The sequence below is a fragment of the Mycobacterium sp. JS623 genome, assembly GCF_000328565.1.
Taxonomy (GTDB): domain Bacteria; phylum Actinomycetota; class Actinomycetes; order Mycobacteriales; family Mycobacteriaceae; genus Mycobacterium.
Map to the genome: position 1 here is coordinate 895,738 of NC_019966.1, position 22,589 is coordinate 918,326.

A 22,589-nucleotide genomic window follows, 5' to 3' on the forward strand; every position below is an offset into this window, starting at 1 on the left:
GCGTGAAGGTCTCGAAATGGGCGGGAGCTGTTGCCGCCACAGCAATCGCATTGAGCTTTGGTGCTGTCGCAGCCGCGCCTGCTGAAGCGGCCAACAACATCAAGGAATACGGGGTGCCAGAGTCGCTGAACGATGTCTATGGCAACCCGATGATTACGTACACGGTTCAGGGGCTGAGGCCCAGTTCGGACGCCGTGCCCCACAACGGCCGGCTGTATGAAGCGATGGTGACCAACGACGGCGGCATTCCTATCGCCGCGCTGTTCAACGCTCGCGCTCAGAGCGGAGCCAACTACCGGGTCATCGGTGGCGGCATCCCCGGAAAGCTCTATTTCGACGTCGTCGGCGACACTCCGAACAGCGTCGTCTATAACGACGGTGTCCAGGATCTGCTCGTGTGGGTTTCACCGAAGCCGATCTCCAGTGGTGCCCCGGACGTAACAGGGGAGTCGACTGAGGACATCGGCGGTGCACCGGCCCCTGCTGGCGGCGAAGTGAGCGGTAACGACGTCGCTCCTCCGGTTGAGGCGCCGGCCCCCTTCGAGCTCACCCCGGCGGAGGTGGCTGAGCCAGGGTTCAACGGCGAACATCGCTGATCTTTCGTCACCGACGGACGATCACGTAACCCAAGTGAGCCGTTCGACGGAAGCTGTTCCGGCGCTCGAGGAGGTCGTCGGCCTCCTCGAGCCTCCGGAGCGGCACTACAGCGCTTGACCGGGGCAGTGAATTCGTAGGACCCGGAGTTGGTCGGGCGCCGTGTCGATCACTGAATTCGTCGTCGGCGCCGACATGCTCGAACAACGTACGATGCCGCTCAAATCCTGTGGCGGAATCGCGTTTTCAACCTTGGTGACATGAACCTCCTCGACGGTACGGGTGTCCGACGCCCGTTTGCTGAACCGAACGCGGCTGGACCTTAACAATGCGCGTGCGCTAGGGGTTTCGACCGCTGCTGCCCGGGTAACGCTGGCAGTACCAGTGCCTATTGGGCACTAGCCAGGGAGATAGGGGTGGAAATGAAGAAGTTAACGGGAGCCGTCGCCGCGGCAGCGATCACGCTCGGCATGGGGGTCGCCACCATCGCGCCCGCCTCGGCGGCCAGCAACATCAAGCCGTTCGGCGAACCGGAGACACTGCTTGACCCAGCCACCGGATTTCCGACGATCACGTACACGGTTTTGGGGCTGACTCCGAGCTCGGACGCCGTGCCCCACAACGGCCAGTTGTATGAAGCGACGGTGAATGTCGAGGCACGCGGAGCCATGCCCATGGTTCCGATGTTCAACGCCCGCGCGCAGAGCGGTGCTAACTACCGCGTGATCGGCGGGACGGTTCCCGGGAAGCTCTACTTCGACGCGGTGGGCGACGCCCCGAACAGTGTCGTCTACAACGACGGAGTCCAGGACCTCCTCACGTGGATTCCCGGTCCTCCCGAGGGCGGCACCCGCCCGTAGCGGGACTGGGGCGCGGCGAAAATCTGGCCTGACTGTGAAGGGCGGAAATCGCCCGCGCAACAAGACGATTACGAATGTGCGCAGGTCGGTGGTCCTGCGACGACGCCCTGCTGCTGCGTTTAGGATATGTGCGTCCCGGCCCTCGCCGAACCCAACGGAGAACAGTTGACGTCTACTCGCCCTGCCCAGCGTGCCTGTTTGGCGGTCGTCCTTGCGATCGTCGCGGTGCTGGGTGGTGTTGTCGTTTCCACGACTCCGGAATGTGGCGATCATTGCTCGACCGTGACGGCTGCTCCGGTCCCGCAGGCGGCATCGAAGCCCACAGCTCCGCAGCCCGCCGCGGTGTGGACCGCGCCGGCCTCGGGCGCAGAACACGTCAGTCCCTCGGGGCCGGTACTAGTCACTGCCACGTCGGGGACGATCACCGGCGTCGAGATGCGCAGTGACTCGGGCAAGGTGATCCCTGGGGTGCTCACCCCGGATGGAACGGTGTGGAAGCCGACGGCTCAACTCGGCTACGGCCGCAGGTACACGCTGACGATTGCCGCGCGCGGGCCGAACGGCATGCCGTCGCGCCAGACGTCGAGCTTCAGCACGCTTTCGCCAAGCAATCAGACCGAGGTGTACCTCGAAAACACCGCGGGTTCTCTGTTGCAGGACGGCGCGACGTATGGGGTTGGCATGGTTGTCGTCGCGAAATTCGACGAGCCGATCGAGAACAAGGCCAACGCCGAACGTCATCTTGTCGTCACGACCAACCCGCCGGTCGTCGGCTCCTGGAATTGGATCGACGATCAGACCGCACACTGGCGACCCGAAAAGTATTACGCCCCAGGCACTACCGTAACCGTCGCGGCGAATCTGTATGGCACACCGGTCGGCGACGGACTGTATGGCCAAGAAGACGAGCACCTGTCTTTCAAGATCGGTGACTCGCACGTGTCCATCGCCGACGACAACACCAAGCAGGTGAGCGTCTACGACAACGGCAAGCTGGTTCGCACCATGCCGACGTCGATGGGGATGGGCGGCACCGAAACCATTGGTGGTACGACGCTGAGCTTCTGGACGCCTCCGGGGGTGTACACGGTGATGGACAAGGCGAACCCGGTGATCATGGATTCGTCGACGTTCGGGCTGCCGATCAATTCGCGGCTCGGCTATCGCGAGACGATTCCGTACGCGACGCGCATCAGCAAGGACGGCATCTACATGCACCAGTTGAATGCGACGGTGTGGGCGCAGGGCAACACCGACACCAGTCACGGCTGCCTGAACCTCAATGGCGACAACGCGGCCTGGTTCTACGACTTTTCGGTGCCCGGCGACGTCGTCGAGGTGCGCAACACCGGCGGGCCGCCGTTGAAGCTGTGGGACAACGGCGACTGGACCGTGCCGTGGAGTGAGTGGCGCAAGGGCAGCGCGCTGGCGTAGCTGCTTCGGCGGCTCCGGGGATCCACGGCTTCGGCGACTCCGGGGATCACGGCTTCGGCGAGTCCGGGGATCACGGCTTCGGCGAGTCCGGGGATCACGGCTTCGGAGACTCCGGGGACCCACTATCCAAAGTGCCCAGCTCTGGGCGACTTTGTCGCTAGTACCGACTGTGTCGCTAGGAGCCGGGCAATTTAGATAGTGCCCTCAAACCGTTGGGGCAGTTCGGGGAAGTCAGGGGCCCCGCTGGCGTACGCCTTTTCGGGGCTCCGGGGACCCACTATCCAAAGTGCCCAGCTCTGGGCGACTTTGTCGCTAGTGCCGACTTTGTCGCCAGGAGCCGGGCAATTCACATACCCGTGTGGGCGGCGGGCGCACTGTCGCTAGTGCCGACTTTGTCGCCAAGAGCCGGGCAATTTACCCACCGTGCATGCCGCAGGCGCACCGCCTTAGTGCCGACTTGTCAGTCGCCCCTGGCACGGTCGACCCATGACACACAGACGACAACTGCGTGGTGTCGAGCTTCGGTACGCGCTCACCATGTTTTTGTTCCAACACGGCCCCAAGACAGTCGAAGAGCTCATCGACGCGCTGGACTACCAATGCTTCGAGATTCCCGGCCGAGCCTCGAAGGTGGTGTCCGACGCACTGCGCGCCGAGATCGCGCACGGCCGAGTCATCCGCCTCAAACGCGGCCGCTACGGCCCCGGCGAGATGCCCCGCTCCACCGAGTATCGGATACACCAGCGCGTGCTCGACCTTCGCGAAGAAGCAGCGATCATCGCCAGCCACGCCGACAACGACGCCGCGTTCTGGGACGCGCTACTCGCGTAACCGCTGCGCCAGGCCAGACGCCCGCACCGCCCGCCGCTCAATCGCCACGCGGAGCGCCGCCTCCGACCCCACCACCCGAACCCGCTCCTTCGCGCGCGTCACCGCGGTGTAGAACAGCTCCCGCGTCAACAGCCGTGAATCCTCTTGCGGCAGTAACACCGTCACCTCATCGGCCTGGCTGCCCTGACTCTTGTGGATGGTCATCGCATGCATCGTTTCCACATCCGCCAGCCGACTCGTCGCGAACGTCGCATCCCCGATGACCGCCCTCAGCGCCTCGTCGCGCACCACCGTCACACCCGTATCGCCGTTGTACAGGCCCAGCCCATAGTCGTTCGCCGTCACCAACACCGGCCTACCCGCGTACCACGACGACCAGATCGGGTCGCCCGTCTCCTCTGTCAGCCACCGCTCGACCTGCCGGTTCCACTGCGTCACCCCGAACGGCCCCCGGCGATGCGCGCACAACAACCGATGCTCGTCCAGCACCTTCAACGCCGCCTGCTCGTCGCCAAGGATCGCCGCCGTCCGCAGCGCAATTGCCTGTCGGACAAGCACATTGCGCAACTTCTGCCGCGGATCCTCGGCGTCGATCCACTCGATGTGCTCATCGCCAGCCCGCAGCACTTCGATCGCCCGATCCGCATCGCCGACCCGAATGGCCGAAGCCAACGCCCCGATCGACTTGCCGAACCGATGCGACGTCTTCAGCGCCGCGGTCCTTGCCTCACCCAGCCCATCGACCAGATCCGCAAGCACCGCGCCCGCCTCCACCGACGCCAACTGATCCGGGTCGCCGACAAGTATCAGCCTTGCGTCCGGCCGCACCGCCTCCAGCAGCCGGGCCATCATCGTCAGCGAGACCATCGACGTCTCGTCCACCACGATCACGTCGTGTGGCAGCCGATTTCCGCGATTGTGCCGGAACCGCGCCGACGTATCCGGCCTGCTGCCCAGCAGCCGGTGCAACGTCGTCGCGTGCAAGCCTGCCAGCGCCTCGCCATCCGCCGGCGACAACTTGCCGACCTCCAACTGCACCGCTTCCTGTAGGCGCGCCGCCGCCTTACCCGTCGGGGCGGCCAACGCGATCCGCAGCCGATTACCGCTTGCCAGCATCGCCAACAACCGAGCCACCGTCGTCGTCTTGCCCGTCCCGGGCCCACCCGTCAGCACCGTCAAGCCTTGCGACAGTGCAATTTCCGCGGCCGCTCGCTGCTCCTCGAACCCGGCCGGGAACAACCGGTCGATGTTGGAAGACACCTCGGCGGGTCGCGCCGAGACCATCGCCCGAATGTCATCGCACACCTGCTGCTCTTCGAGCCAGTACCTGTCGAGGTACAGCAAGTCGCCGTCGACCCGCAGCGCCGGCGGGCCGGTCAACAGCGGGCTGGCCTTCACCGCCGCCGCCAGATCCGCCATCTCCGGCGACGTCAGGTCGACGCATACCGAGCCGCCTCGCAACGCCCGCACCACCAGTGCGACGGCTAACGCGACCCGCTCGTCGGTCTCCTTGGCAAGCGCGGTAAGTCGTTGCGCAACATGCACATCCGCCGGCGCGAAGAAGCCCGTATCGTCGACCACCAGTTCGATCGTCATGCGACCAGCTCCGACACCGCCGTGATCAACGACGCCGGCGGCTGCCAACTGAACACGCCTGCCGGCGCATCCGGCCCGCACATGCCGCGCAGGAACAGATACATCACGCCGCCCAGATGCGTCTCGGGATCGTAACCGGGCAGCCGCCACCGCAGAAATCTATGCAGCACAACGCTGTACAGCAGCGCCTGCAGCGGATAATCCGAATGCAGCATCGCCTCGACCAGACGCGGCTGCGCGTAGTCTGCGGCCGTCAACGGGCGCGCCGGATCACCCAGCCAGTTCGTCTTGTAGTCGACCACCACATACCGGTCGCCAATCCGCAGCACCGCGTCCACCGAGCCCGATAGGTAGCCCTTCAGCGGCTGCCCACCCAGCGCCACGCCCGTCAACCGATCGGCATACGACGCCAACGGATCGTCCTTCGGCAGACGTTCCCGGACCAGCTTGCCGACGTCGCGCAAATGTCCACCGGCCAAGGGGAATTCGAAGTCCATCTCGCGCATCCGATCCTGCAGGCCGATCTGCCGCAACGTCAGCCCGTCGGCCAGCGGCCCCAACGGGGTGTCATGCATCGGCACCATCGCCGCAGCCAACACCGAAGCCTCGACGTCGACCGGCCACCACACCGAGTGCTCCCGAATCTGCGCCTCGAGCTCCGCCGCGAGATCGGGCGCGAACGGGTCCGCCGTCTCCAACACCCCGTGTACCAGCGTGCCGAACTTCGCGCCCGACGGCAGGTCCGCCATCGGCGACGGCACGTCATCGCCGGCCGCCGAGGACACCAGCGGTATCTCGGCGACCTCGTCGTCCAGCTCGACCACTTCCGGCTCGCTGCTCACCGGCGTCGCCTCGGCGTCGCGAATCAGACCGGAGTAGGACGTCCGCCGCCACGTCGTGTCGATGCCGCGGTGGAAGTGGCGGACGTCAAGGTCCGTTGGCGCCACCTCACCCGGCAATGCGGGCATCGGCGCAATCAGCGAGTCTTCGATCACCGGACCGCCCGCGGCTTCCCATTCCCGCAGCCGCGCCATCGCGTCGCCATCCGAAACCTTCGCTGGCTGAGCCGAATTCGGCACCTCCGCCTCACCCGGCCTACGGCCCCGCAACAATCGCGATAACCCGCCATTCGGCTCGTCACTGGACGGCGCCCACCACGCGACCACCTGAGACTGCGCGCGGGTGAGCGCCACGTACGTCAGCCGGCTGTCGTCACTGGCGTCCTCGGACCGGCCCAGCTTCACGACAGCGTTGTAGTCAGGGCTGTCGGGCCCGCCGATATGCAGGCACCGTGTTGCACCCTCGTGGTACAACACCAGCTCGGGATCCCTGACATGGCGGTTGAACGCAAACGGCAGATACACGACCGGGAACTCCAGGCCCTTCGCGGCGAACACCGTCATCACCTGCACAGCCGCGGCATCGTTGTCCAACCGGCGGGCGTGTTCCATTGCGCCACTTCGCTCGTCGCGCTGCGCACGCAGCCAGTCGCGCAGCGCGGGCAGGCTGAAGTGCTCGCGATGGGCCGCCTCCTGCAGCAATTGGGTCACGTGCGACAGATCCGTCATCAACCGTTCGCCGCCCTGCCACGACAGCACCCGGTCGCCCATCCCGCTGAGCTGCGCGGCCTCGAAGATCGCGGCGACACCACGCTCGCGGGCGTGACCGGCCCACTCCCGCAACGTTTCCGCCACGCGGTCGGTCAGCGCATCGCCACCGGACATCAGCGATTCCGCCGTCTCGCCGAAAAACATCGTTGCCGCAGCGGCGCGCACCATGCCGGGGCGGTGCGGCTGGTCGAATGCCTCCAGCAGACACAGCCAATCCTCGGCGGCATCCGATCCGAAGATGTCGGAGTCGCCGGTGTAAACCGCAGGAATGCCCGCTTCGCACAACGCCTGGTAGCAGGCGCGGGCGTCGACGTGCTTCTCGACGATCACCGCGATGTCGCCCGCACAGATCGGATTACCGTCGAATGTCGCCCCACTCGTCAGCAGGCTGCCGATGTCGGCAGCCATATCGCGGGGAATATGCGAGCGCAGGTCGCCGATGAGTAGCGCCCGAGTCCCACTGCGGCCCAGTGTCTCCCGATGCACGACGCGAAGTCGGAACGGCTCGCCTGCGCCTTTCAGCCGCGATCCGACGTGGTGAGCGTCGACGTCGTGGACGATGATGCGTGGATCACCGAGTTCGGCGCCTTTCAGCATGACCTGCAAGCGGCCGACGAGATCGCCGTCGCTGCGCCAGTTCGTGCTGAGGGTCTTCTGCACACCCGCCGTTGCGGCCGCGTCGAGATACGTGACGATGTCGCCGCCGCGAAACGAATAGATCGCCTGCTTGGGGTCACCGATCAGGATCAGCGTTGAGCGGCCCGTGAACGCGCGGTCGATCACCTTCCATTGCACCGGGTCGGTGTCCTGGAACTCGTCGACCAATACGATCGGCCATCGCTGATGCATCCGCACCTGGGCCGGTGAGTCGTCGGCATCCAGTGCATCGGCCAACCGGCTGAGCAGGTCGTCGTAGCCAAGAATGCCGCGCTGCCGCTTCCGCTTATCCAGCTCAACCACAACATCTTTGGCGAAGCTGACGCAGACCGCCGCGCGTGAGTCGGGGTCGGCGCCCTGAGGGCGCAATTCCGTCGCCGGCTTGTTGACAACCTCGCGGGCCAGCCGCAGCGCGTCGGGGTATGCCAACAGCGGGTCCTCGCGCTCGCGGCCGAAGTGCCGCAAGTACAAGTCGTCGACGATCTCGGTGACCAGCTCGTCGAGGCTCTCCACCAATGTCACCCCGGCGTCGGTATCGCCCGCGACACCCAACGAACGCAGCACCAGCTGACAGAACTGATGCGTGGTAGCGATCGTCGCGGCATCGAACGCGGCCAAGGCATCTCGCAGCCGTCGACGGCGGTCCGGTAGCTCCTCCGCGGCTGCGGCATCGACGAGCTGGCGGCGCACGCGATCGCGCAACTCTTGCGTCGCCGCCCTGCTGAACGTGATGAGCAGCATCTGGTCCAGTGTCGCGACACCTTCGGCGACATACCGCGTGACCAAACTGGCCAGCGCGAACGTCTTGCCGGTGCCCGCGCTTGCCTCCAACACCGTGGTCGACCGCGGCTGGGGAAGCGGACCCGACAGATCGAAGCTGTCCATCACCCGAGCGCGTTCAACATCGGTAACCACAGCCGGCTGGCGTACTCGTCGAGTCCGCGATTGATGAGCTCAGACAGCCAGGCGCCCTTGCCGAATGCCCGCTCGTGCGCCTTCTCGGCGTCTTCGCCGGGGTAGCGATCGGAGCGCCACCGATACATCGCGGCTCGCTCGGGATCGCCGTGCGTGTGTTTGGCCTCCGCCCACGCGTAGGACGTCTTGATCGGAAGCGGCAGCGGCTCACGCCGTCCTGCGTCGTAGATGGCGACAAGGTCGGCGAGCAGTTCGACGGCCGAGTCCGCCGAACGGCCCAGCACCTCCTCGCGCGGCGTCGTGCCGCGTTTGGGCCGGCCGATGACGATCGCCGACCAGTCGGTGCGCGGCGCGTGAGCGAGCAACGCCAGCAACGGAATCCATGACTGCAGCAGATGGCGACCATCGAGCTTGGAGTACGTCACCGCTACGAGTCGTTCGCTGAACACCGGTGACACAGTGCCGGTCAACCGTCGACCGTCGAGGTCGATGTCGACGTCGATGGCCCGCGATGCGACGCCGCGGTAGTGCCGCCCGACTTCCGCCAACAGCGCCGCCTGGTCGCGGATCTCGGTGGCCTTGCGCCAGCCCAGCCGACCGGGCGGCAGTGTGCCGCGCCGCCATTCGGCCTCCCGAGCTTGATCGGACTGCATGCCGTCGAGCATGTCGCGCAGCATGCGGTCGCCGACCGTCCACTCCTCGAGCGCGTTGATGTCAACTGGCATGGCGTCCTCGACCCCGTCGATCTCCCACGGCAGCGTGTAGTCCAGTGCGCGGAAGAACCCCTTTACCGGATCCCGGAAGAACGCGGCAAGGTCAGCGAGCACCACGTCCTCGGTCGGCGGCGCTGGCAACGGGCCGGAGATGAAGGGTGGCTTCTCGGCGCGGCCGGCGGAGCGCACGCGTGCGGCCCTCAGCACCGTCGGGTCAAAGGTGAATGGTTTATCAGGGATCAGGTCACCGGGAACGACATTGCGAGTATCGAAGGGCTGCAACGGGTGTCGGACGACAACCGCGTCGCGCACTGGCTCAGCCGTGGTCAGGTCCAGCGCGTCGAGCAGCTCGGCCAGCGGCACCGCGGGCGGGCGTTCGTGCCCGGAGTATTCGTTGGCGCCGGTATACGTGATCACGAGGTGCTCGGTGGTGGCCTGGATAGCGTCGAGCAGCAATTGCCGGTCCTCAGAACGGATATCGCGCTCGCCGGTCATCGGATTGCGCGCCAGCACGTCGTCGCCGTCGACCACACCGAGCCGGGGGAACACCCCGTCATCGAGACCGACCAAACAGACCACCCGGTGCGGCACCGACCGCATCGGCACCATCGTGCAGACCGTCAACGTGCCGGTCCGGAAGTTGGCGCGGGTAGGCCGACCGGCGAGATGGCGCTCCAGGAGCGCCTTGATGTCGGGCAGCCGCATGACTGTCTCGGCGCGCGGGCCGGCTTGGCGCAGCACCTCGTTGAATTCGCGTTGCAGCTGACTGGTCTGCCACGCGTCGTCATCGTTGACCCTGGCCAGCAGATCGATGCCGTGCTCCAGCGCGGTCAGCCACTCGCGCAATGGCCGTGTGCCGGTGAGTGATTCGACGACGCGGTGCAACCGGTCGATGTACTCCGCGAGGCGGCCAGCCAGTTCGACGCGGTTACTACTGACGTCGTCGAGCGGCAGCGTGGTGTCGAGCCAGGCGTGCGAATCGTCGGACATCGCGACGCCCGCGAGGACACGGTCGATGCCGAATCGCCAAGTGTTCTGGATGAAGTCGACGCCGAACGGCTGCCTGTCCTCCTTGTCGAAACCCCAGCGGATGTTGGCTTCGCGTACCCAGCGGGTGATGTCCTCGAGGTCGTCGTCACTGAACTCGAAGCGCGCCCGCACCGGCGCCGCGGCCGCGAGGTTGAGCACCTCGCTGGACGTGGCCCGGCTGCCCGCGAGGCTGAGTAGTTGGCTCGCGACGCCGAGCAGCGGGTTGGTTTGGACCAGCGACCGGTCGGCCAGCCTGACCCGCAGTCGGTGCGCGGGGTGCACGCCGTGGATCATGTCGCCGAGGCCGAAACCGGCGACGATCAGCGGCGCGTAGGTCTCGATGTCCGGGCACATGACGAGGATGTCGCGTGGCTCCAGGGTGGGGTCGTCGGAGAGCAGGCCGAGCAGGACCTCGCGCAGCACGTCGATCTGGCGGGCCGGGCCGTGGCAGCTGTGCACTTGGATGGAGCGATCTGTTGGCGTGTGCGTGCGGCCGGCGGGTCTGACCGCATTGGCGGCGATGTCCGACTGCAGCCAGCCGAGCAGAGTGTCGGGATGCGTTGAGCCACCGAGACATTCGTCGGTGTCCGGGTCTACGGGCAGACCGCGCTGAAGCTCGCGCAAATCACGGCCGAGGGTGGCCAGCAGCGGGTGCGCGACGTTGCGGTGGCTGGTGTCGTCGCGGCGGGGGATGGGGCCACGGTCGGTGTCGAGCTTCTGCCAGAGGTCGTCGCTCGGGTGGGGCAGCCAGAGATGGAGATGGTGGTGGGTGGCCAGGGCGGTGAGCAGCTCGACCTCGGTGGACGGCAGCCGGGTGTGCCCGAACAGCGACAGCCGCTCCGGCAGGTCCAGCGGTGATTCCTGCAGTCGCGCAAGGGTTTTCGCGTGGCGAACATGCGGGGGGTCGGCGTCGACCTTGTCGAGCAGCGCGCGCCACAGCGGCGGCTGCCAGTCGAGATCCGATGCGATGTAACCGTCGGCATCACGTTCCCAGTCGATCAGCAGTTGCGGGCGCTGCCGAGCGTAGGAGGCGAACAGGCCGGCGAGTCGACGGGCGACGGCGTAGCGCCGGCCCTGGCGCAGCTCCTTTTCCTCGCCGGCTTCGAAGTGGCCGAGATGCGTGGCCAACGTCTTGCACCAGTCCGCGGTGCAGCTGGCGTCGATGACCTCGAGCAGCGGCCAGACCATCGCGTCGGGCGACCAGGGGTCGTCGTCGATGGTGCCGGTGATCTCGGCGATCAGGGAGTGCGGATTGCGGAACGAGATGCCTGCGCAGATGCCGTCGTGCCCGGCACCGCGCCCGAGGATGTGGGACAGCCGCTGGCTCAGCCACCGTTCGACGCCTTTGGCGGGGACGATGATCAGCTCGTCGGCGAAGGGGTCGGGTAGGGGAGTGGACAGCAGATGGCCGAGGGAGTCGGCGAGGAGATCGGTGCGCTCAGCGCGGTGGAGGTGCAGGCCCATCGAGGGTCAGACTAGGACGAACTTGGTCCGGATCTCGTCCAGCGTCGGTGGACCGCCCTGATCCTCGACGGCGTCGTGCAACAGGGCCGCGATGGCCTGTGCTTCGGAGCCGCCGTCGTTGATAACCAGAGCGGCCACGCTCAGGAGATGGCCGACGTATGGGATGTCGCCACCCTTACGCGCCTGGCTGTGGTGCTTGCGCTCGGCGTAGACGAGCGCGTGGGAAAACAGGTCGGTCAATTTGGGTGTCGAGGTCTGCTCACTCACGGTTCGATTTGCCCCCTTTCAGTCCGACCATAGCCGCAGGGGGTGACATGGATATCTGCCGCTCAGTTTCCCGCGAACCACGCCGTCGTCACCGCGTGCCGTCGCGGCGACTCGAACGGCGTGTCACGCGGACCCAGCTCGCCGACTCGTACCACCCATGCCGGCCCGGACCGGTCGATCGCCGACACCGGATCGTCGCCCGCCGCGATGAGCACACCCATAGACGTCTTGCCCGGATTGCATCCGTACGCCGGCACCATGTCGTCGGCCCTTGCGCCCCAATCGATTCCGTCGGGCAGGATGCACCGTGTGCCGTCGTCGAGCTGCAGCGCGAACGGCATCGGCGTCGCGGGCGGATCCACCGCCGGTAGCGCGCCCGGCTTTGCGAATCGACGCAGCCCCTTGGTCCACGGATCCGCCAGACACAACACGAAGGCGGGTGCCGGCCAACACACTTGCGCCGCGGCCTGCGCCGGCTCGCACGCATAGACGTTGGAGGCCACTGCCGCCGGCGACGGTCCCGGGCAGCCTGACAGGTTCGGCGAGCCCTGCCGATTCACCACCTGATACCCATTGACCGGCTCGCCGTTTGCACCGACGGCCGCGACCGTGATCGTGACCGTCGCGCCCGGCGCCGCGTGACCCGGTATGGGCAGCGCGAGAACCCCGACGAGCGTCACCCCAACCGACGCTCGTAGCCAACCGAGAGCACGCCGCCGCAGCACGAGAGCCTCCACCTCCAGGATGGCTCATTCCGCAACTTGATAACCGGGAATGGCCTGATCGATACGCACGGCTGATGCACCACCGCGCGGCCGACGAGCGCACCGACTGCGAGGCGCTCAGCCCTGTTGCACCACGTTGTTTCCGGAGTTATTGATGTCCGGGGAGCCGGAGTGGTACGTCACTGTGTTCTCGACGCCTGACGCGCTTATCCGGTCCGATGTGTCGAGCGTGACCTTGTTCTGCATGCCCGACACCGAAACCATCGTGCAGTGCCCGGTGATCGTCACCGTGTTCGAGACACCACTGATGCTCACCGGGTTGTCGTTGCATTCGAGCGTCTTGTTCGCGCCCATGCCAGCGACGCTGAGCTGGCTACCGGGCGGCGCCGCAGTGGGCTGCGAGGGCGCATTCGGCATCGAGGGCATCGACGGCATGCTCGGAATGCTTGGGATGGAGATGCCGGGGAAGCTCGGGATCTCGCGCGTCGCCTTGTTCATGACAACGAAGCCCACGCCCCCGGCCACGATCAGGAACACGATGGCAATGCCTGCGAACACCCCCCACGGAATGCCCGCCGACGACTTCGCCTGCGGCGGTGGCGCCCAGGGAGCGCCGTATCCCGGCGGTGTGTACGGGCCCTGTGCCTGCGGGGGCATCGGCGGCAATGGCGGCGGCGCGTACGCCTGATCTGGTGCGGTGTACGGCGTTGTCCCCGTCCCCAGTTCGGTCGCCCGCGCCGTATCGGCGAGCGGTTGCTCGAGCGCCCTGATTCGGGCCTCGGGGTCGTCCTGCGGATTCATGCGCAGATGTTCCCACACGCGGTGGGCGACCTCAACGAATGTGACAATTTGCTGACGAGGCGTTCGCAACGCCCTCCGAAGTGGTACTCAAGAAGTGTGGTGGCAGCGGGTTTCATCGCCATCGGCAGTGGTCCGGCAGGGTTAAGCGCGGCGGAGACGTTCCGCAGCAAGCACCCCCATATTCCCGTGCGAATTCTGAGCACCGACCCCGCCCTGCCGTACGCCAAGCCGCCGCTGAGCAAGGCCTTTCTTTGCGGCCGCGAAGCCAAACTCGACCTGCACAGCGCAGGCTGGTTCGCCCGCCACGACGTCGAGCTGATCCGCGGCATCACTGTCGACCACATCGACCTGGCCCACCAGGAAGTCGTCACCGAGGGCGGCCGCCGCTATCCCTACTGGCATCTGGTGTTGGGCTGCGGCGCCAACGCCGTCCCGCTCGCCATTCCCGGCGCCGAAGCTGCGCTACCGCTGCGGTCGTTCGCCGACGCGCTCATCCTGCGGATGGCGGCCCGTACCGCCGACTCCGCGGTCGTGATCGGCGGCGGGCTGATCGGCTGCGAAGCCGCCGCCACGCTTGCCGCCCGCGGCGTGCCCACCACGATGGTGGCTGCCGAACCCGTGCCGCTGCAGCGTCGGTTCGGCGACCAGGTCGGCGAACGCGTCGCAAAGATCCTGTCCGACAACGGGGTTCGCTTCATTGGGTCGACCACCGTGACCGCAATCGACGACACCCGCGTCCACCTCGACACCGGTGCCAGCGTCGACGGTGACGTCGTCGTTTCCGCCACGGGCGTGCGCCCCGATCCGCACCTGGCCGCCAACGCCGGCCTGGAGACCTCCGATGGCCGCATCGTGGTCAACGAACACATGCACACCTCAGCGCTGAATGTCTATGCCGCGGGCGATGTCGCATTGGCCTACAACGTCACCGCGGGCCGGCGCATCCGTGCCGAGCATTGGCGCGACGCCGCGCAGCAGGGCCGCATCGCCGGCCTGTCCGCGGCCCGCCATCCTGCCGCGTGGCGCAAGGTGCCCGAATTCGCCTGCACCATTGGTGAATCCACACTGAAGTACTGCGGCTGGGGCATCGACTACGACCACGCCAGGCTCGTCGATCACCGCGACGGGTTCACGGTTTACTACGAGTCGGGCGACGATCTCGTCGGGGTTCTCACACTCAACGCCGACGACGACTACCGCCGCGCTACAACCAATCTCGTCGCCGGAACATCCAGTACAGTGCGATCACAATAAGCACGATCACCGATGTGCTGACCAAAAAGCCCCCGAACGTGTTGATGCCCGGATACTCGACGTTCTGCCCGTAGAACCCGGTGATCGCGGTCGGCACCGCGATGATCGCCGCCCAACCGGTCAGCTTCTTCATCACCGTGTTCAGCCGGGCGTCCTGCAGCGACAAGTTGGTCTCGAACACCGTTGTCACCATGTCGCGCAACGACTCTGTCCACTCCGAGACGCGCAGCACGTGATCGTAGAGATCCGAATACAGCGGATCGAGTTCCGGCGCGGTCTTCGCGTCCAGTCGCCGGTGCTGAATGGAGCTGACGACCTCCCGCATCGGCAGCACAACACGCCGCAACTCGACGAGGTCCTTGCGCATTCGAAATGTCTTGCGCTGGAAACCTTTCCGCGGGTTGTTCTCGAACAGATCGTCTTCGACGGACTCAATGCCGTCGTCGAGCTTCTGCACCGCGTCGAAGTGCCCGTCGACCACCACGTCGAGCAGGCCGTGTACCAGCGAGCCGACGCCGTACTCCTGGCCGCCGAGCTCGTCGAACCGCTGCGACACCGCCGCGATGTCGAAATGTGGTGACAGCCGCACCGTGATCAGCCCCCGCGGCAACACGAACCCAGAGATCCGGTGCACGTCGAGCATCGACTCCGTCTCCTGGGCAGGCTCGCGGGTGGTGACGCCGTACACCGTGAAGAAGGTGTGGCTGCGGTAGACGACCGCCTTGGTGCGCTCGGACTCGGCGATCGCATCCTCGACCGCCCAACTGTTCAGGCTCAGCTCTTCGGCCAGGTCCTTGAGGATCGCGTGGTCGGGGTCGTAGATGTCGCACCACACCAGCGTGTCCTCTTCGGCCAGGTAGTCCGAGATCGACGGGAAGTCGAAATCGTCCTGCGGCTTGCCGGCCCGCCAGACCCGGCCTCGAACGTGCGTCACCCCTTCATCATGTCAGTGCGGCGCATCCGCGTGCGTGGCCGCGGCACCAGCATCGGCACGGTCTGGCGGTATGCGTCGTAGCGCGCACCCAGCGCGGCGGTCAGGTCGCGTTCCTCCAGCTGCATCGCCACTAGGATCCACGCCGTCGTCACGCCGGCGAACAGCAGATGTCCCGCGGTCATCGTCGGCGCCGCCCAGAACGCGACGATGAAGCCCAGGTTCAGCGGATGGCGCACCACGCGATAGAACAGCGTCGTGCGGAAGCCTGTCTGCGCCTGCGGCCGCGCCCGCCAGACCGCGAACACCTGCCGCAGCCCGAACAGCTCGAAGTGGTTGATCATGAACGTCGACGCCAGCACGATCGCCCAGCCGAGGCAGAACAGCGTCCATATCACCAGCCGCGCCGGCTGCGAGTTCAAGTCCCACACGACGGCGCTCAGCTGCCGCCACTGCCAAAGCAGCAGGGCAAGAACAAGACTCGCGAGCAGCACGTAGGTGCTGCGCTCGACCGGCTGGGGGACGTAGCGTGTCCACCATCGCTTGAACGCCGGGCGCGCCATCACGCTGTGCTGCACCGCGAACAGGGTGAGGAGCGCGATGTCGATTGTTATCGCCTGGCCGACGGGAGCGGTGATCGCGTTGTCGATGCTGCGCGGGGTCAGCCCGCCGACAAAGCCGATCGCATAGACGAACACAACGAGAAACAGCGCATAACTGATCGCGCCGTAGGTGATTGCGAAGTAACGGTTCATGGCTCTCAGCGTCGCGCCGGGCGGACGCCGTGCGCATGGGGCATTTGCCTCAACTCTCGACGCGGCCGACCAGTCCCCGCTCGAGCGCGTACATGCTGGCGCCGATCCGGTTCGAAACCCCGATCTTGGCGTAGGTGCGTTCGACGTGGTTGCGGGCGGTCTTCTCGCTGATCACGAGCTTCGCGGCGATCTCCTTATTGGTCGCGCCCTGCGCCACGAGGCGAAGCACATCGACTTCGCGCGCCGTCAGCCCGTCGGGCCGTGGCTTGGATTTGAATGCCTGACCCGCCGCGTGCAGCACCGCGTCGACGGCAATCTCGTCGAGCTCGCCGTCGCGCACCCGGTTTCGCAGCCGTCGCGCCGCGCTCTCCGGCGACATCGCCTCGCGGTACGGTCGTGGCTCGAGTGCGGACTGATAGCTGACCGCGGCAGCCACAAGTCGATCCGGCATCGTCAGCTGCCGTGCCGACAACCCCCGCGGATATCCCGAGCCGTCGAGGCACTCATGATGATTCGCGGCGATCTCGGCCACGTCTTTCAGTCCGGGCACCCGATGCAAGATGCGCTCCGTCAGATACGGGTGCAGCCGCATCCGCTCGAATTCGGCCATCGTCAATTCGCCTGGCTTGGACCAGATTTGGTTGGATACGCCGATGCGGCCGATGTCATGAATGTGTGCGGCCCTGCGGGTCGACGTGACGGCGTCGGAGTCGAGGTCCGCGGCCGCCGCGGCATCGGCGGCCAACTGCGCGGTCGCCCGTGAATGTCCCAGTGTGAAGGGACATTTCAGGTCGACGAAGTCACCGATGGCGACAATGAGGTGGTCGAGAGCCTGCTCGTCGAGCTCGATGTGCCGATCGGGCGCCTGCTGCAGCGCCATCGTCCAGACATCACCGGTCGACGGGATGGCGAGCAGCGATTCGGCGTCCGCGTTGAACGCGTCGACGACCGCGGGATCGAACTGCCCGCCACGGCGGTTGCGCGCCATCGCAACCGCGCCCACCGTGCCGTATTCGCGTTGATGTACTTCGACCATGTCGGCCACCTGCGCGACGCGCATCTCGATCGGGATCGCTTCGCCGGTAGTGCCGTTCGGCAGCCCGCCGCCGTCGAACCGCTCGAAGGTGTACCGCAGCGCGGTCTGCACGTCGGTGCTCAGAGCGATTCGCTCAGCCAGCAGTGCTGCCGACGTGCAGTGCGAATGGATCAGATCCGAGATGTGACCGCGGGCATTGAGATACAGCGTCGAGATGGTCTTCAGCCGCTGCAGAAGCGATTCGCCGTGCCGGATGTTGGTGAGTAGGAAGCGTTGATAGGGCAGTCCAGACCAGTCGACCAGGTACGAGCTGCGACGGACCGAGATGTCGTCGCCGAACCAGCGCGCGTATTCGTGGGAATCGGCGTGACAGCCGATCCACATGATCAGCGTCGTGTAGTAAATGTGATCGCGTTGCGCCTGCGGCAGTCCCATGCGTTCGGCGAGCCGCGTCGCGATCAGCGCCGACCGCAGCATGTGCTCCGCGGGTTGGCCGAGGCCGAGGTCGACGGCCACCGACAACGCGGCCAGCACCTCAGCTCGGGTAGTCATATGCCGATTCTGTCCCCGTCGAGATGTCGCGCGATGTCGAACGGCTCGAAGCGGCCCTGTGCGACGGCGCAGACGCCGCGTTGGGGGAGGTGGAAGTCGGCGAGATTGCCCTGCACGGCGTGCGGGCCGACGCGGCCGAGGTTCTCGCCCTTGACGACGGCCGTCGAATCAGCCACGGCCCACACTTGTTTGGGCGCGATCCGGAATTCCTGGCCGTTGGGCAGGTTCCCCGTCAGCCGCATCCGTCCGACCCCAAGCAGAGGGCCGACGATAACGCCCATGGCTTTCAGTGTGCTGCGGCTGGTCCAGGCCGCGGTGGGCAGGTGGCTGCCGACGACACTCATCAGGCGGGTCGCCCACGTCTGTTTGACGTCGACCCGCCACTGCAGCACATCCTCGATCGAGATCAGCAGCGACCACGGCGTCAGCCAGGTGGATCGGATATCGCACACCGCGGGCTCGACCAGGGTCGCTGAGCTGAAGTAGCGCGAGCAGCTCTGTGGGCCCGGCGTGGTGGCGTAGAAAGTCCAGACGCCGTCCGGAGTGCGATGCCACACAGACAGGTAGCCGGGTGCGAACGAGGTCGCGGGAAAGTCGCGGAACGCCAGGTAGTGACCGTTGGCGAACGGCAGGCCCATGACGCCGAATCCGACGACGCGCTCGTCGTCTCCGGACGGCAACTCGAGATCCTTGGTAGCGGCTGCGGCAGCTTGTGGGGTGCTTGTCATGGGCCAATGGTGTGGCGGCTGAGCCGCCCAGGGGATGGGGCAAATGCCTCAAGTTGGGATCGGTAGCGGGTCGCCCTGGCTGTACTTGGCGCGATGCCGGTCCGTCACCTCAAGAGGCGGTGGTGGCGGGCCGCGCTCAATATGCAGGGTTCCAAGGATCCTCCAAGGCACCCGTCGCAGGTTCGGGCGTAGTTACCGCAACGCCAGCGGGGTGGCGCCTTACGAAAGGGAACCAACCATGGGCCGAATGTCGCGGTTCGCAATCGCTGCTGTGGTGTGTGGCGGAGTCAGCCTGGCCGGAACGGCCACCGCTCACGCCGACCCCGCCTGGGGTCCGAGCTACAACGGCGGGAATTGTCCCGGCAGCATGACGTGCACTCGCTGGTGTCCGGGGGATCCGTTGATCCCGGGCAGCCAGGTCATCACGTGGGACTGGAACATCTGCCACGACTGGTACTGGAACTCGGAGGGCGTCGTCGACGTCAACTCGAACATCATCTACCCGTGGCACGGCGTTCCGCACGACGCGGGACCGCCACCACCGCAGCTGCCGCCGTACACGCCGCCGCCCCCGCAGCCGTTGCCCGCGGATTGCCCACCGTGGTCGCCGTTCCTCGCGCCCTCGCGGTGCGGCGGGCTGTAGGTCTGGCGAAAGGGATTAGCATGAAACAAGTTTCGCGATTCGCAATGACGATGTTGGTCTCTGCTGGTCTCAGTGTGGCTGGCCTGGGCCTGACCGCGGCTTACGCCGATGCGCAACCACGACACGGTCCTTTGCCGCTGGATGCGTGGCCAGGTTGTCCGAACGACCACCCGGAGGGGCCGTGTCGCTGGTGTCCCGGGGACCCTCCGGTTCAGACCGGCAATCACATCACCAACCCAGTGGTTTGGGACGAAAGTGTCTGCCACACCTACTGGTACGTGTACTTCGGTCAAGGCAACGTCGCGCAGAACATCTTTGAGGGCGATACCCCGCCGCCACCGCCCCCGCCGCCACCGCCGGCGCTGATCAATCGCGACAACTGCGCGCAGATTCTCGGAATTTTCTGCCCCAGGGCGTGACGTTCTGATTTCCCGGGGCGTCTGACTCTCAACCCACGGCGTACGCGACCATCGGCTCGGTGATCGCTTGGCCGCCCGGCGGGATGATCGTCAGGCCGTCGGGCCGGATCTGGTACCGCGTGCCGTCGGTTGGGTTGGTGACGTCGAATCCGCCTGACGAGCGCACCGCGTTGGCCAGTTCGATGCCTGCGCCATCGCTCAACCGCACACCGCGGTAGTAGAAGTCGCCCGGCCCGGAGCGGCATACCACCAAGACCGAATTCGGCGTCCGCGCCAGCGCCGCAGGACTATTGCCTACGTCGCACCGCGCCCCCGGATAGTCGACGAAGCCCTGCGCATCCGTGCCGGGCATCGCCAGGGGAGCCGCCGACGCCGTCGTCGTCGACACAGGCTGGCTTGTCGGCGTGGCGCTGCTCGTTGGGGGCGGCGGCGCCGCAGCTGGTTCGGACTTGTTCTGCCCGAACACAAGCCACAACACCAGCGCCAGTACCCCCGCGAAGACCCCGAATGTGGCACCCGCGAGCAACCACTGGCCAGGCCCGAAACCTTTTCGCACGGGCGGACTTTGAGGGGGCGGAGAGGGCGGCGCGAATCGATAGGTGGGTGGCGGCTGCACCGGCGCAGGGTTGACCATCGTCCGAACCTGCGCGGCGCTCGCTGCAACTGACGCCGCGCGCGCCAGGTCACCGGCCGAGGCGAACCGCTGCTCGGGCTGCTTGGCCATTCCGCGTGTCACGACGGCATCGAAAGCCGGCCCGACGATCGGCCGAGTCACACTCGGTCGCGGCGGCGGCGACATGATGTGCGCGCCCATCAACTGGCTCAGCTCCCGCGTCGGGAATGGCGTCGACCCGGTCAGGCATTCGTAGAGCAGGCACGCCAGCGAGTAGATGTCGGTCGCCGGGCCTACCTGCCCGCCGGTGAACCGTTCCGGCGCCATGTACGCGCACGACCCGATCGCCGCACCCGCACTCGTCAGTCCGCTGTCGCCGCCGAGGTGCGCGATGCCGAAGTCGACGAGATATGCGAAGTCGTTGGACGTGAGCAATACGTTCTCCGGTTTGACGTCGCGGTGCACCAGCCCGCTAGCGTGCGCGGCATCCAACGCCGCCGCTACCTGTCCGACGATCGCCACAGCCCGTGCGGGATCCATCGGGCCGGTCTGCTGCAGCACGTTGTGCACGTTGTCACCCTCGACCAGTCGCATATCGATGTAGAGAAGGCCGTTGATCTCGCCGAAGTCATGCACCGGGATGACGTGGGGTTCCTGCAGTCTGGCCGCGATCCGCGACTCCCGGCGGAACCGCTCCTGGAAGCGGGCGTCTGCGGCCATCTCGGCACGCAGCAGCTTGAGCGCCACTGTGCGGTCCTTCGCGGTGTCGTATGCGCGATACACCTCGCCCATGCCGCCGACGCCAAGCAGCGCCTGCAGCTCGTACGGCCCGAACATCGAGCCGACGCGACTGGCCATCGACGAATTATCGCAGCCCGGCCAGCAGCGACGTCACCCCCAACGTCCAGCGTCGCTCGATCACCGTCCCGGCGCCCAGCCACCGGCCCGCCTCCTGTACCGCCAAACCCTGTGCCAGAGCGAGCAATACGTGCGCAATGTCGTTCGGGTCACCGCTCAGCAGGCCCGTCTCGAGGCAACGTTGGATCCGCCCGACGAACACCTCCCGCACCGAAGCGCCTGCTGCCAGCTCCTCGGGTCCTGGCTCGAAATCGGCGAACGGCCGCGAGAACATCACCTGCGCCAGCCGCGGATACGCCCGGCAGAACAACCGGAACACCGGAACCAGCCGCTCGACATCGGCCAACGGATCGTCGGTGACGGGCACCTTCGCCAGTTCGGCACCCAGCAGCCGGAAGCCCTCGAAGAACATCGCCCGCACCAGGCCGGCCTTGTCGTCGAACAGCTCGTAGACCGCGGGCACCGACGTGCCCGCCCGTTCGGCCACCCGCCGCGTGGTGAACCGCGCGATGCCTTCCTCGGAAAGCGTGGTGATCGCGACGTCCAGCAGCCGGTCCCGAAGTTCGGGCGTGCGCTGCTTGGCCCTTGGCATCGATCGCCTAACCGAGCGTGAATTCCGTTGCGAGCCCGTCGATTCCGGCCTTGATCGCCTTCAGCGCGGAGTCGCGGGCCTTCAGCTTGGTCGCCAGGTGCGCACCCGCGTGCAACGTCGAAGCCGCCTCGCGCGCCACCTCCTGCGCCCGCGCCAGCACCTGGTCGGCCTCGACGAGCTCGTCGAGCCAGCCGCCCGCCACCGCTTCGTCACCGGCGAACGTAGCCGCCATCGACGCGCCGCGCTCGAACGCCGCAGGCGTCAGCCGCGCCCGCATGATCTCGATCGCCGAGATCGGGATCGTCATGCCGATCGCCACCTCGATGGCCTGGCACCGCGACTTCGGCTGGCCGACGCGGTGATCACCCGACAGCAGCAGGAACGACCCCATTGCGATCGCCGGGCCCGTCGCCGCCATGATCACCGGCGTGGGGAACGTCAGGCAGCGCACCGAGAGTTCGAAGCCGCCCGCGAGCATGCCCAGTGCGGCCTTTGGGTCGCCGGACTGAAACACCGCCAGGTCGAAGCCACCAGAAAACACCCGTTGGTTGCCCGCGATCACGACGGCCTTGGCCGAGTCTTTCTCCGCCTTGTCGAGCGCTTCGTTGATCGCCGACTGCATTGCCGGCCCAAGCACGTTGACCTTGCCGTCGTCCAGGGTGATGGTCGCGACGGTTTCGTTGAGCTCGTAATTCACGGTGCCGGTCATGGC

General features: G+C 66.5%; 20 protein-coding genes. 7 read left to right on the forward strand and 13 right to left on the reverse strand.

The window, feature by feature from the left end:
* Nucleotides 1–2: 2 nt before the first annotated feature.
* The 4 genes from MYCSM_RS04215 to MYCSM_RS04230 all read left to right on the forward strand — a co-directional run bounded on the left by MYCSM_RS04215 (nt 3) and on the right by MYCSM_RS04230 (nt 3,719).
* Nucleotides 3–596, forward strand: a complete 594-nt coding sequence (locus tag MYCSM_RS04215; protein WP_015304899.1) for a DUF1942 domain-containing protein — start codon at nt 3–5, stop codon at nt 594–596.
* Between the two features lie 420 nt (nt 597–1,016).
* Nucleotides 1,017–1,454: a DUF1942 domain-containing protein gene (locus tag MYCSM_RS04220; protein ID WP_015304900.1), complete on the forward strand. Its 438-nt coding sequence runs from the start codon at nt 1,017–1,019 to the stop codon at nt 1,452–1,454.
* Between the two features lie 126 nt (nt 1,455–1,580).
* Nucleotides 1,581–2,888: a L,D-transpeptidase gene (locus tag MYCSM_RS04225; protein ID WP_015304901.1), complete on the forward strand. Its 1,308-nt coding sequence runs from the start codon at nt 1,581–1,583 to the stop codon at nt 2,886–2,888.
* A 486-nt stretch (nt 2,889–3,374) separates the two neighbouring features.
* Nucleotides 3,375–3,719, forward strand: a complete 345-nt coding sequence (locus MYCSM_RS04230; RefSeq protein WP_041311305.1) for a hypothetical protein — start codon at nt 3,375–3,377, stop codon at nt 3,717–3,719.
* On the opposite strand, the gene recD is transcribed toward MYCSM_RS04230, so the two are convergent.
* The 6 genes from recD to MYCSM_RS04260 all read right to left on the reverse strand — a co-directional run bounded on the left by recD (nt 3,708) and on the right by MYCSM_RS04260 (nt 13,496).
* On the reverse strand, nt 3,708–5,315 hold the full coding sequence (recD, locus tag MYCSM_RS04235; protein ID WP_015304903.1) for an exodeoxyribonuclease V subunit alpha: 1,608 nt from the start codon (nt 5,313–5,315) through the stop codon (nt 3,708–3,710). The two genes, MYCSM_RS04230 and recD, sit on opposite strands and share 12 nt — an antisense overlap.
* Nucleotides 5,312–8,467, reverse strand: coding sequence for an exodeoxyribonuclease V subunit beta (gene recB, locus MYCSM_RS04240; RefSeq protein ID WP_015304904.1), 3,156 nt, complete (start codon nt 8,465–8,467; stop codon nt 5,312–5,314). The genes recD and recB overlap by 4 nt, the downstream gene beginning before the upstream one ends.
* The gene (gene recC, locus MYCSM_RS04245; protein WP_015304905.1) at nt 8,467–11,703 is read right to left on the reverse strand and encodes an exodeoxyribonuclease V subunit gamma; all 3,237 of its coding nucleotides are present in this window, start codon (nt 11,701–11,703) and stop codon (nt 8,467–8,469) included. Before recC ends, recB begins: the two co-directional genes overlap by 1 nt.
* 6 nt (nt 11,704–11,709) lie before the next feature.
* Nucleotides 11,710–11,970, reverse strand: a complete 261-nt coding sequence (locus tag MYCSM_RS04250; RefSeq protein WP_015304906.1) for an HD domain-containing protein — start codon at nt 11,968–11,970, stop codon at nt 11,710–11,712.
* 62 nt (nt 11,971–12,032) lie between these two features.
* Complete coding sequence (locus MYCSM_RS04255) at nt 12,033–12,707, reverse strand: hypothetical protein (RefSeq protein ID WP_157681272.1); 675 nt, start codon at nt 12,705–12,707, stop codon at nt 12,033–12,035.
* 105 nt (nt 12,708–12,812) lie between these two features.
* A complete protein-coding gene (locus MYCSM_RS04260) occupies nt 12,813–13,496 on the reverse strand; it encodes a DUF3060 domain-containing protein (RefSeq protein ID WP_015304908.1) in 684 nt (227 codons plus the stop codon).
* A 96-nt stretch (nt 13,497–13,592) separates the two neighbouring features.
* Here MYCSM_RS04260 and MYCSM_RS04265 point away from each other — a divergent pair, with 96 nt between their 5' ends.
* On the forward strand, nt 13,593–14,750 hold the full coding sequence (locus tag MYCSM_RS04265) for an NAD(P)/FAD-dependent oxidoreductase (protein WP_041311310.1): 1,158 nt from the start codon (nt 13,593–13,595) through the stop codon (nt 14,748–14,750).
* On the opposite strand, the gene MYCSM_RS04270 is transcribed toward MYCSM_RS04265, so the two are convergent.
* Genes MYCSM_RS04270 through MYCSM_RS04285 form a run of 4 tightly spaced genes read right to left on the reverse strand, consistent with a single transcriptional unit; the run spans nt 14,701 to nt 18,752 of the window.
* Nucleotides 14,701–15,684, reverse strand: a complete 984-nt coding sequence (locus MYCSM_RS04270; protein WP_015304910.1) for a magnesium transporter CorA family protein — start codon at nt 15,682–15,684, stop codon at nt 14,701–14,703. The genes MYCSM_RS04265 and MYCSM_RS04270 overlap by 50 nt on opposite strands.
* A complete protein-coding gene (mddA, locus tag MYCSM_RS04275; RefSeq protein WP_015304911.1) occupies nt 15,681–16,436 on the reverse strand; it encodes a methanethiol S-methyltransferase in 756 nt (251 codons plus the stop codon). The genes MYCSM_RS04270 and mddA overlap by 4 nt, the downstream gene beginning before the upstream one ends.
* Before the next feature lie 49 nt (nt 16,437–16,485).
* Nucleotides 16,486–18,024, reverse strand: coding sequence for an HD domain-containing phosphohydrolase (locus MYCSM_RS04280; RefSeq protein WP_015304912.1), 1,539 nt, complete (start codon nt 18,022–18,024; stop codon nt 16,486–16,488).
* Nucleotides 18,021–18,752, reverse strand: coding sequence for a hypothetical protein (locus MYCSM_RS04285; protein ID WP_015304913.1), 732 nt, complete (start codon nt 18,750–18,752; stop codon nt 18,021–18,023). Before MYCSM_RS04285 ends, MYCSM_RS04280 begins: the two co-directional genes overlap by 4 nt.
* 247 nt (nt 18,753–18,999) lie before the next feature.
* Between MYCSM_RS04285 and MYCSM_RS35165 the strand changes: the two genes are divergently transcribed.
* Both MYCSM_RS35165 and MYCSM_RS38035 read left to right on the forward strand, forming a co-directional pair.
* Entirely contained in the window at nt 19,000–19,395 is a 396-nt protein-coding gene (locus MYCSM_RS35165; protein WP_198344997.1) for a hypothetical protein, read from the forward strand.
* A 239-nt stretch (nt 19,396–19,634) separates the two neighbouring features.
* Nucleotides 19,635–19,814: a hypothetical protein gene (locus MYCSM_RS38035; protein ID WP_232425719.1), complete on the forward strand. Its 180-nt coding sequence runs from the start codon at nt 19,635–19,637 to the stop codon at nt 19,812–19,814.
* 28 nt (nt 19,815–19,842) lie between these two features.
* Here MYCSM_RS38035 and MYCSM_RS04305 read toward each other — a convergent pair whose 3' ends face one another.
* Genes MYCSM_RS04305 through MYCSM_RS04315 form a run of 3 tightly spaced genes read right to left on the reverse strand, consistent with a single transcriptional unit; the run spans nt 19,843 to nt 22,586 of the window.
* On the reverse strand, nt 19,843–21,285 hold the full coding sequence (locus MYCSM_RS04305) for a serine/threonine-protein kinase (protein WP_015304916.1): 1,443 nt from the start codon (nt 21,283–21,285) through the stop codon (nt 19,843–19,845).
* A gap of 7 nt (nt 21,286–21,292) precedes the next feature.
* Complete coding sequence (locus tag MYCSM_RS04310; RefSeq protein ID WP_015304917.1) at nt 21,293–21,877, reverse strand: TetR/AcrR family transcriptional regulator; 585 nt, start codon at nt 21,875–21,877, stop codon at nt 21,293–21,295.
* A 7-nt stretch (nt 21,878–21,884) separates the two neighbouring features.
* Nucleotides 21,885–22,586: a crotonase/enoyl-CoA hydratase family protein gene (locus tag MYCSM_RS04315; protein WP_015304918.1), complete on the reverse strand. Its 702-nt coding sequence runs from the start codon at nt 22,584–22,586 to the stop codon at nt 21,885–21,887.
* Nucleotides 22,587–22,589 lie beyond the last annotated feature (3 nt).

Excerpts from the sequence above, each read along its gene's own strand:
- recC (WP_015304905.1), bottom strand. The coding sequence starts at position 11,703 with ATGGGCCTGCACCTCCACCGCGCTGAGCGCACCGATCTCCTCGCCGAC.
- MYCSM_RS04260 (WP_015304908.1), bottom strand. The coding sequence starts at position 13,496 with ATGAATCCGCAGGACGACCCCGAGGCCCGAATCAGGGCGCTCGAGCAA.
- MYCSM_RS04225 (WP_015304901.1), top strand. The coding sequence starts at position 1,581 with ATGTGCGTCCCGGCCCTCGCCGAACCCAACGGAGAACAGTTGACGTCT.
- recB (WP_015304904.1), bottom strand. The coding sequence starts at position 8,467 with ATGGACAGCTTCGATCTGTCGGGTCCGCTTCCCCAGCCGCGGTCGACC.
- MYCSM_RS04220 (WP_015304900.1), top strand. The coding sequence starts at position 1,017 with ATGAAGAAGTTAACGGGAGCCGTCGCCGCGGCAGCGATCACGCTCGGC.
- MYCSM_RS04230 (WP_041311305.1), top strand. The coding sequence starts at position 3,375 with ATGACACACAGACGACAACTGCGTGGTGTCGAGCTTCGGTACGCGCTC.
- MYCSM_RS04315 (WP_015304918.1), bottom strand. The coding sequence starts at position 22,586 with ATGACCGGCACCGTGAATTACGAGCTCAACGAAACCGTCGCGACCATC.
- MYCSM_RS35165 (WP_198344997.1), top strand. The coding sequence starts at position 19,000 with ATGTCGCGGTTCGCAATCGCTGCTGTGGTGTGTGGCGGAGTCAGCCTG.
- MYCSM_RS04280 (WP_015304912.1), bottom strand. The coding sequence starts at position 18,024 with ATGACTACCCGAGCTGAGGTGCTGGCCGCGTTGTCGGTGGCCGTCGAC.
- recD (WP_015304903.1), bottom strand. The coding sequence starts at position 5,315 with ATGACGATCGAACTGGTGGTCGACGATACGGGCTTCTTCGCGCCGGCG.
- MYCSM_RS04305 (WP_015304916.1), bottom strand. The coding sequence starts at position 21,285 with ATGGCCAGTCGCGTCGGCTCGATGTTCGGGCCGTACGAGCTGCAGGCG.
- MYCSM_RS04285 (WP_015304913.1), bottom strand. The coding sequence starts at position 18,752 with ATGACAAGCACCCCACAAGCTGCCGCAGCCGCTACCAAGGATCTCGAG.
- MYCSM_RS04310 (WP_015304917.1), bottom strand. The coding sequence starts at position 21,877 with ATGCCAAGGGCCAAGCAGCGCACGCCCGAACTTCGGGACCGGCTGCTG.
- mddA (WP_015304911.1), bottom strand. The coding sequence starts at position 16,436 with ATGAACCGTTACTTCGCAATCACCTACGGCGCGATCAGTTATGCGCTG.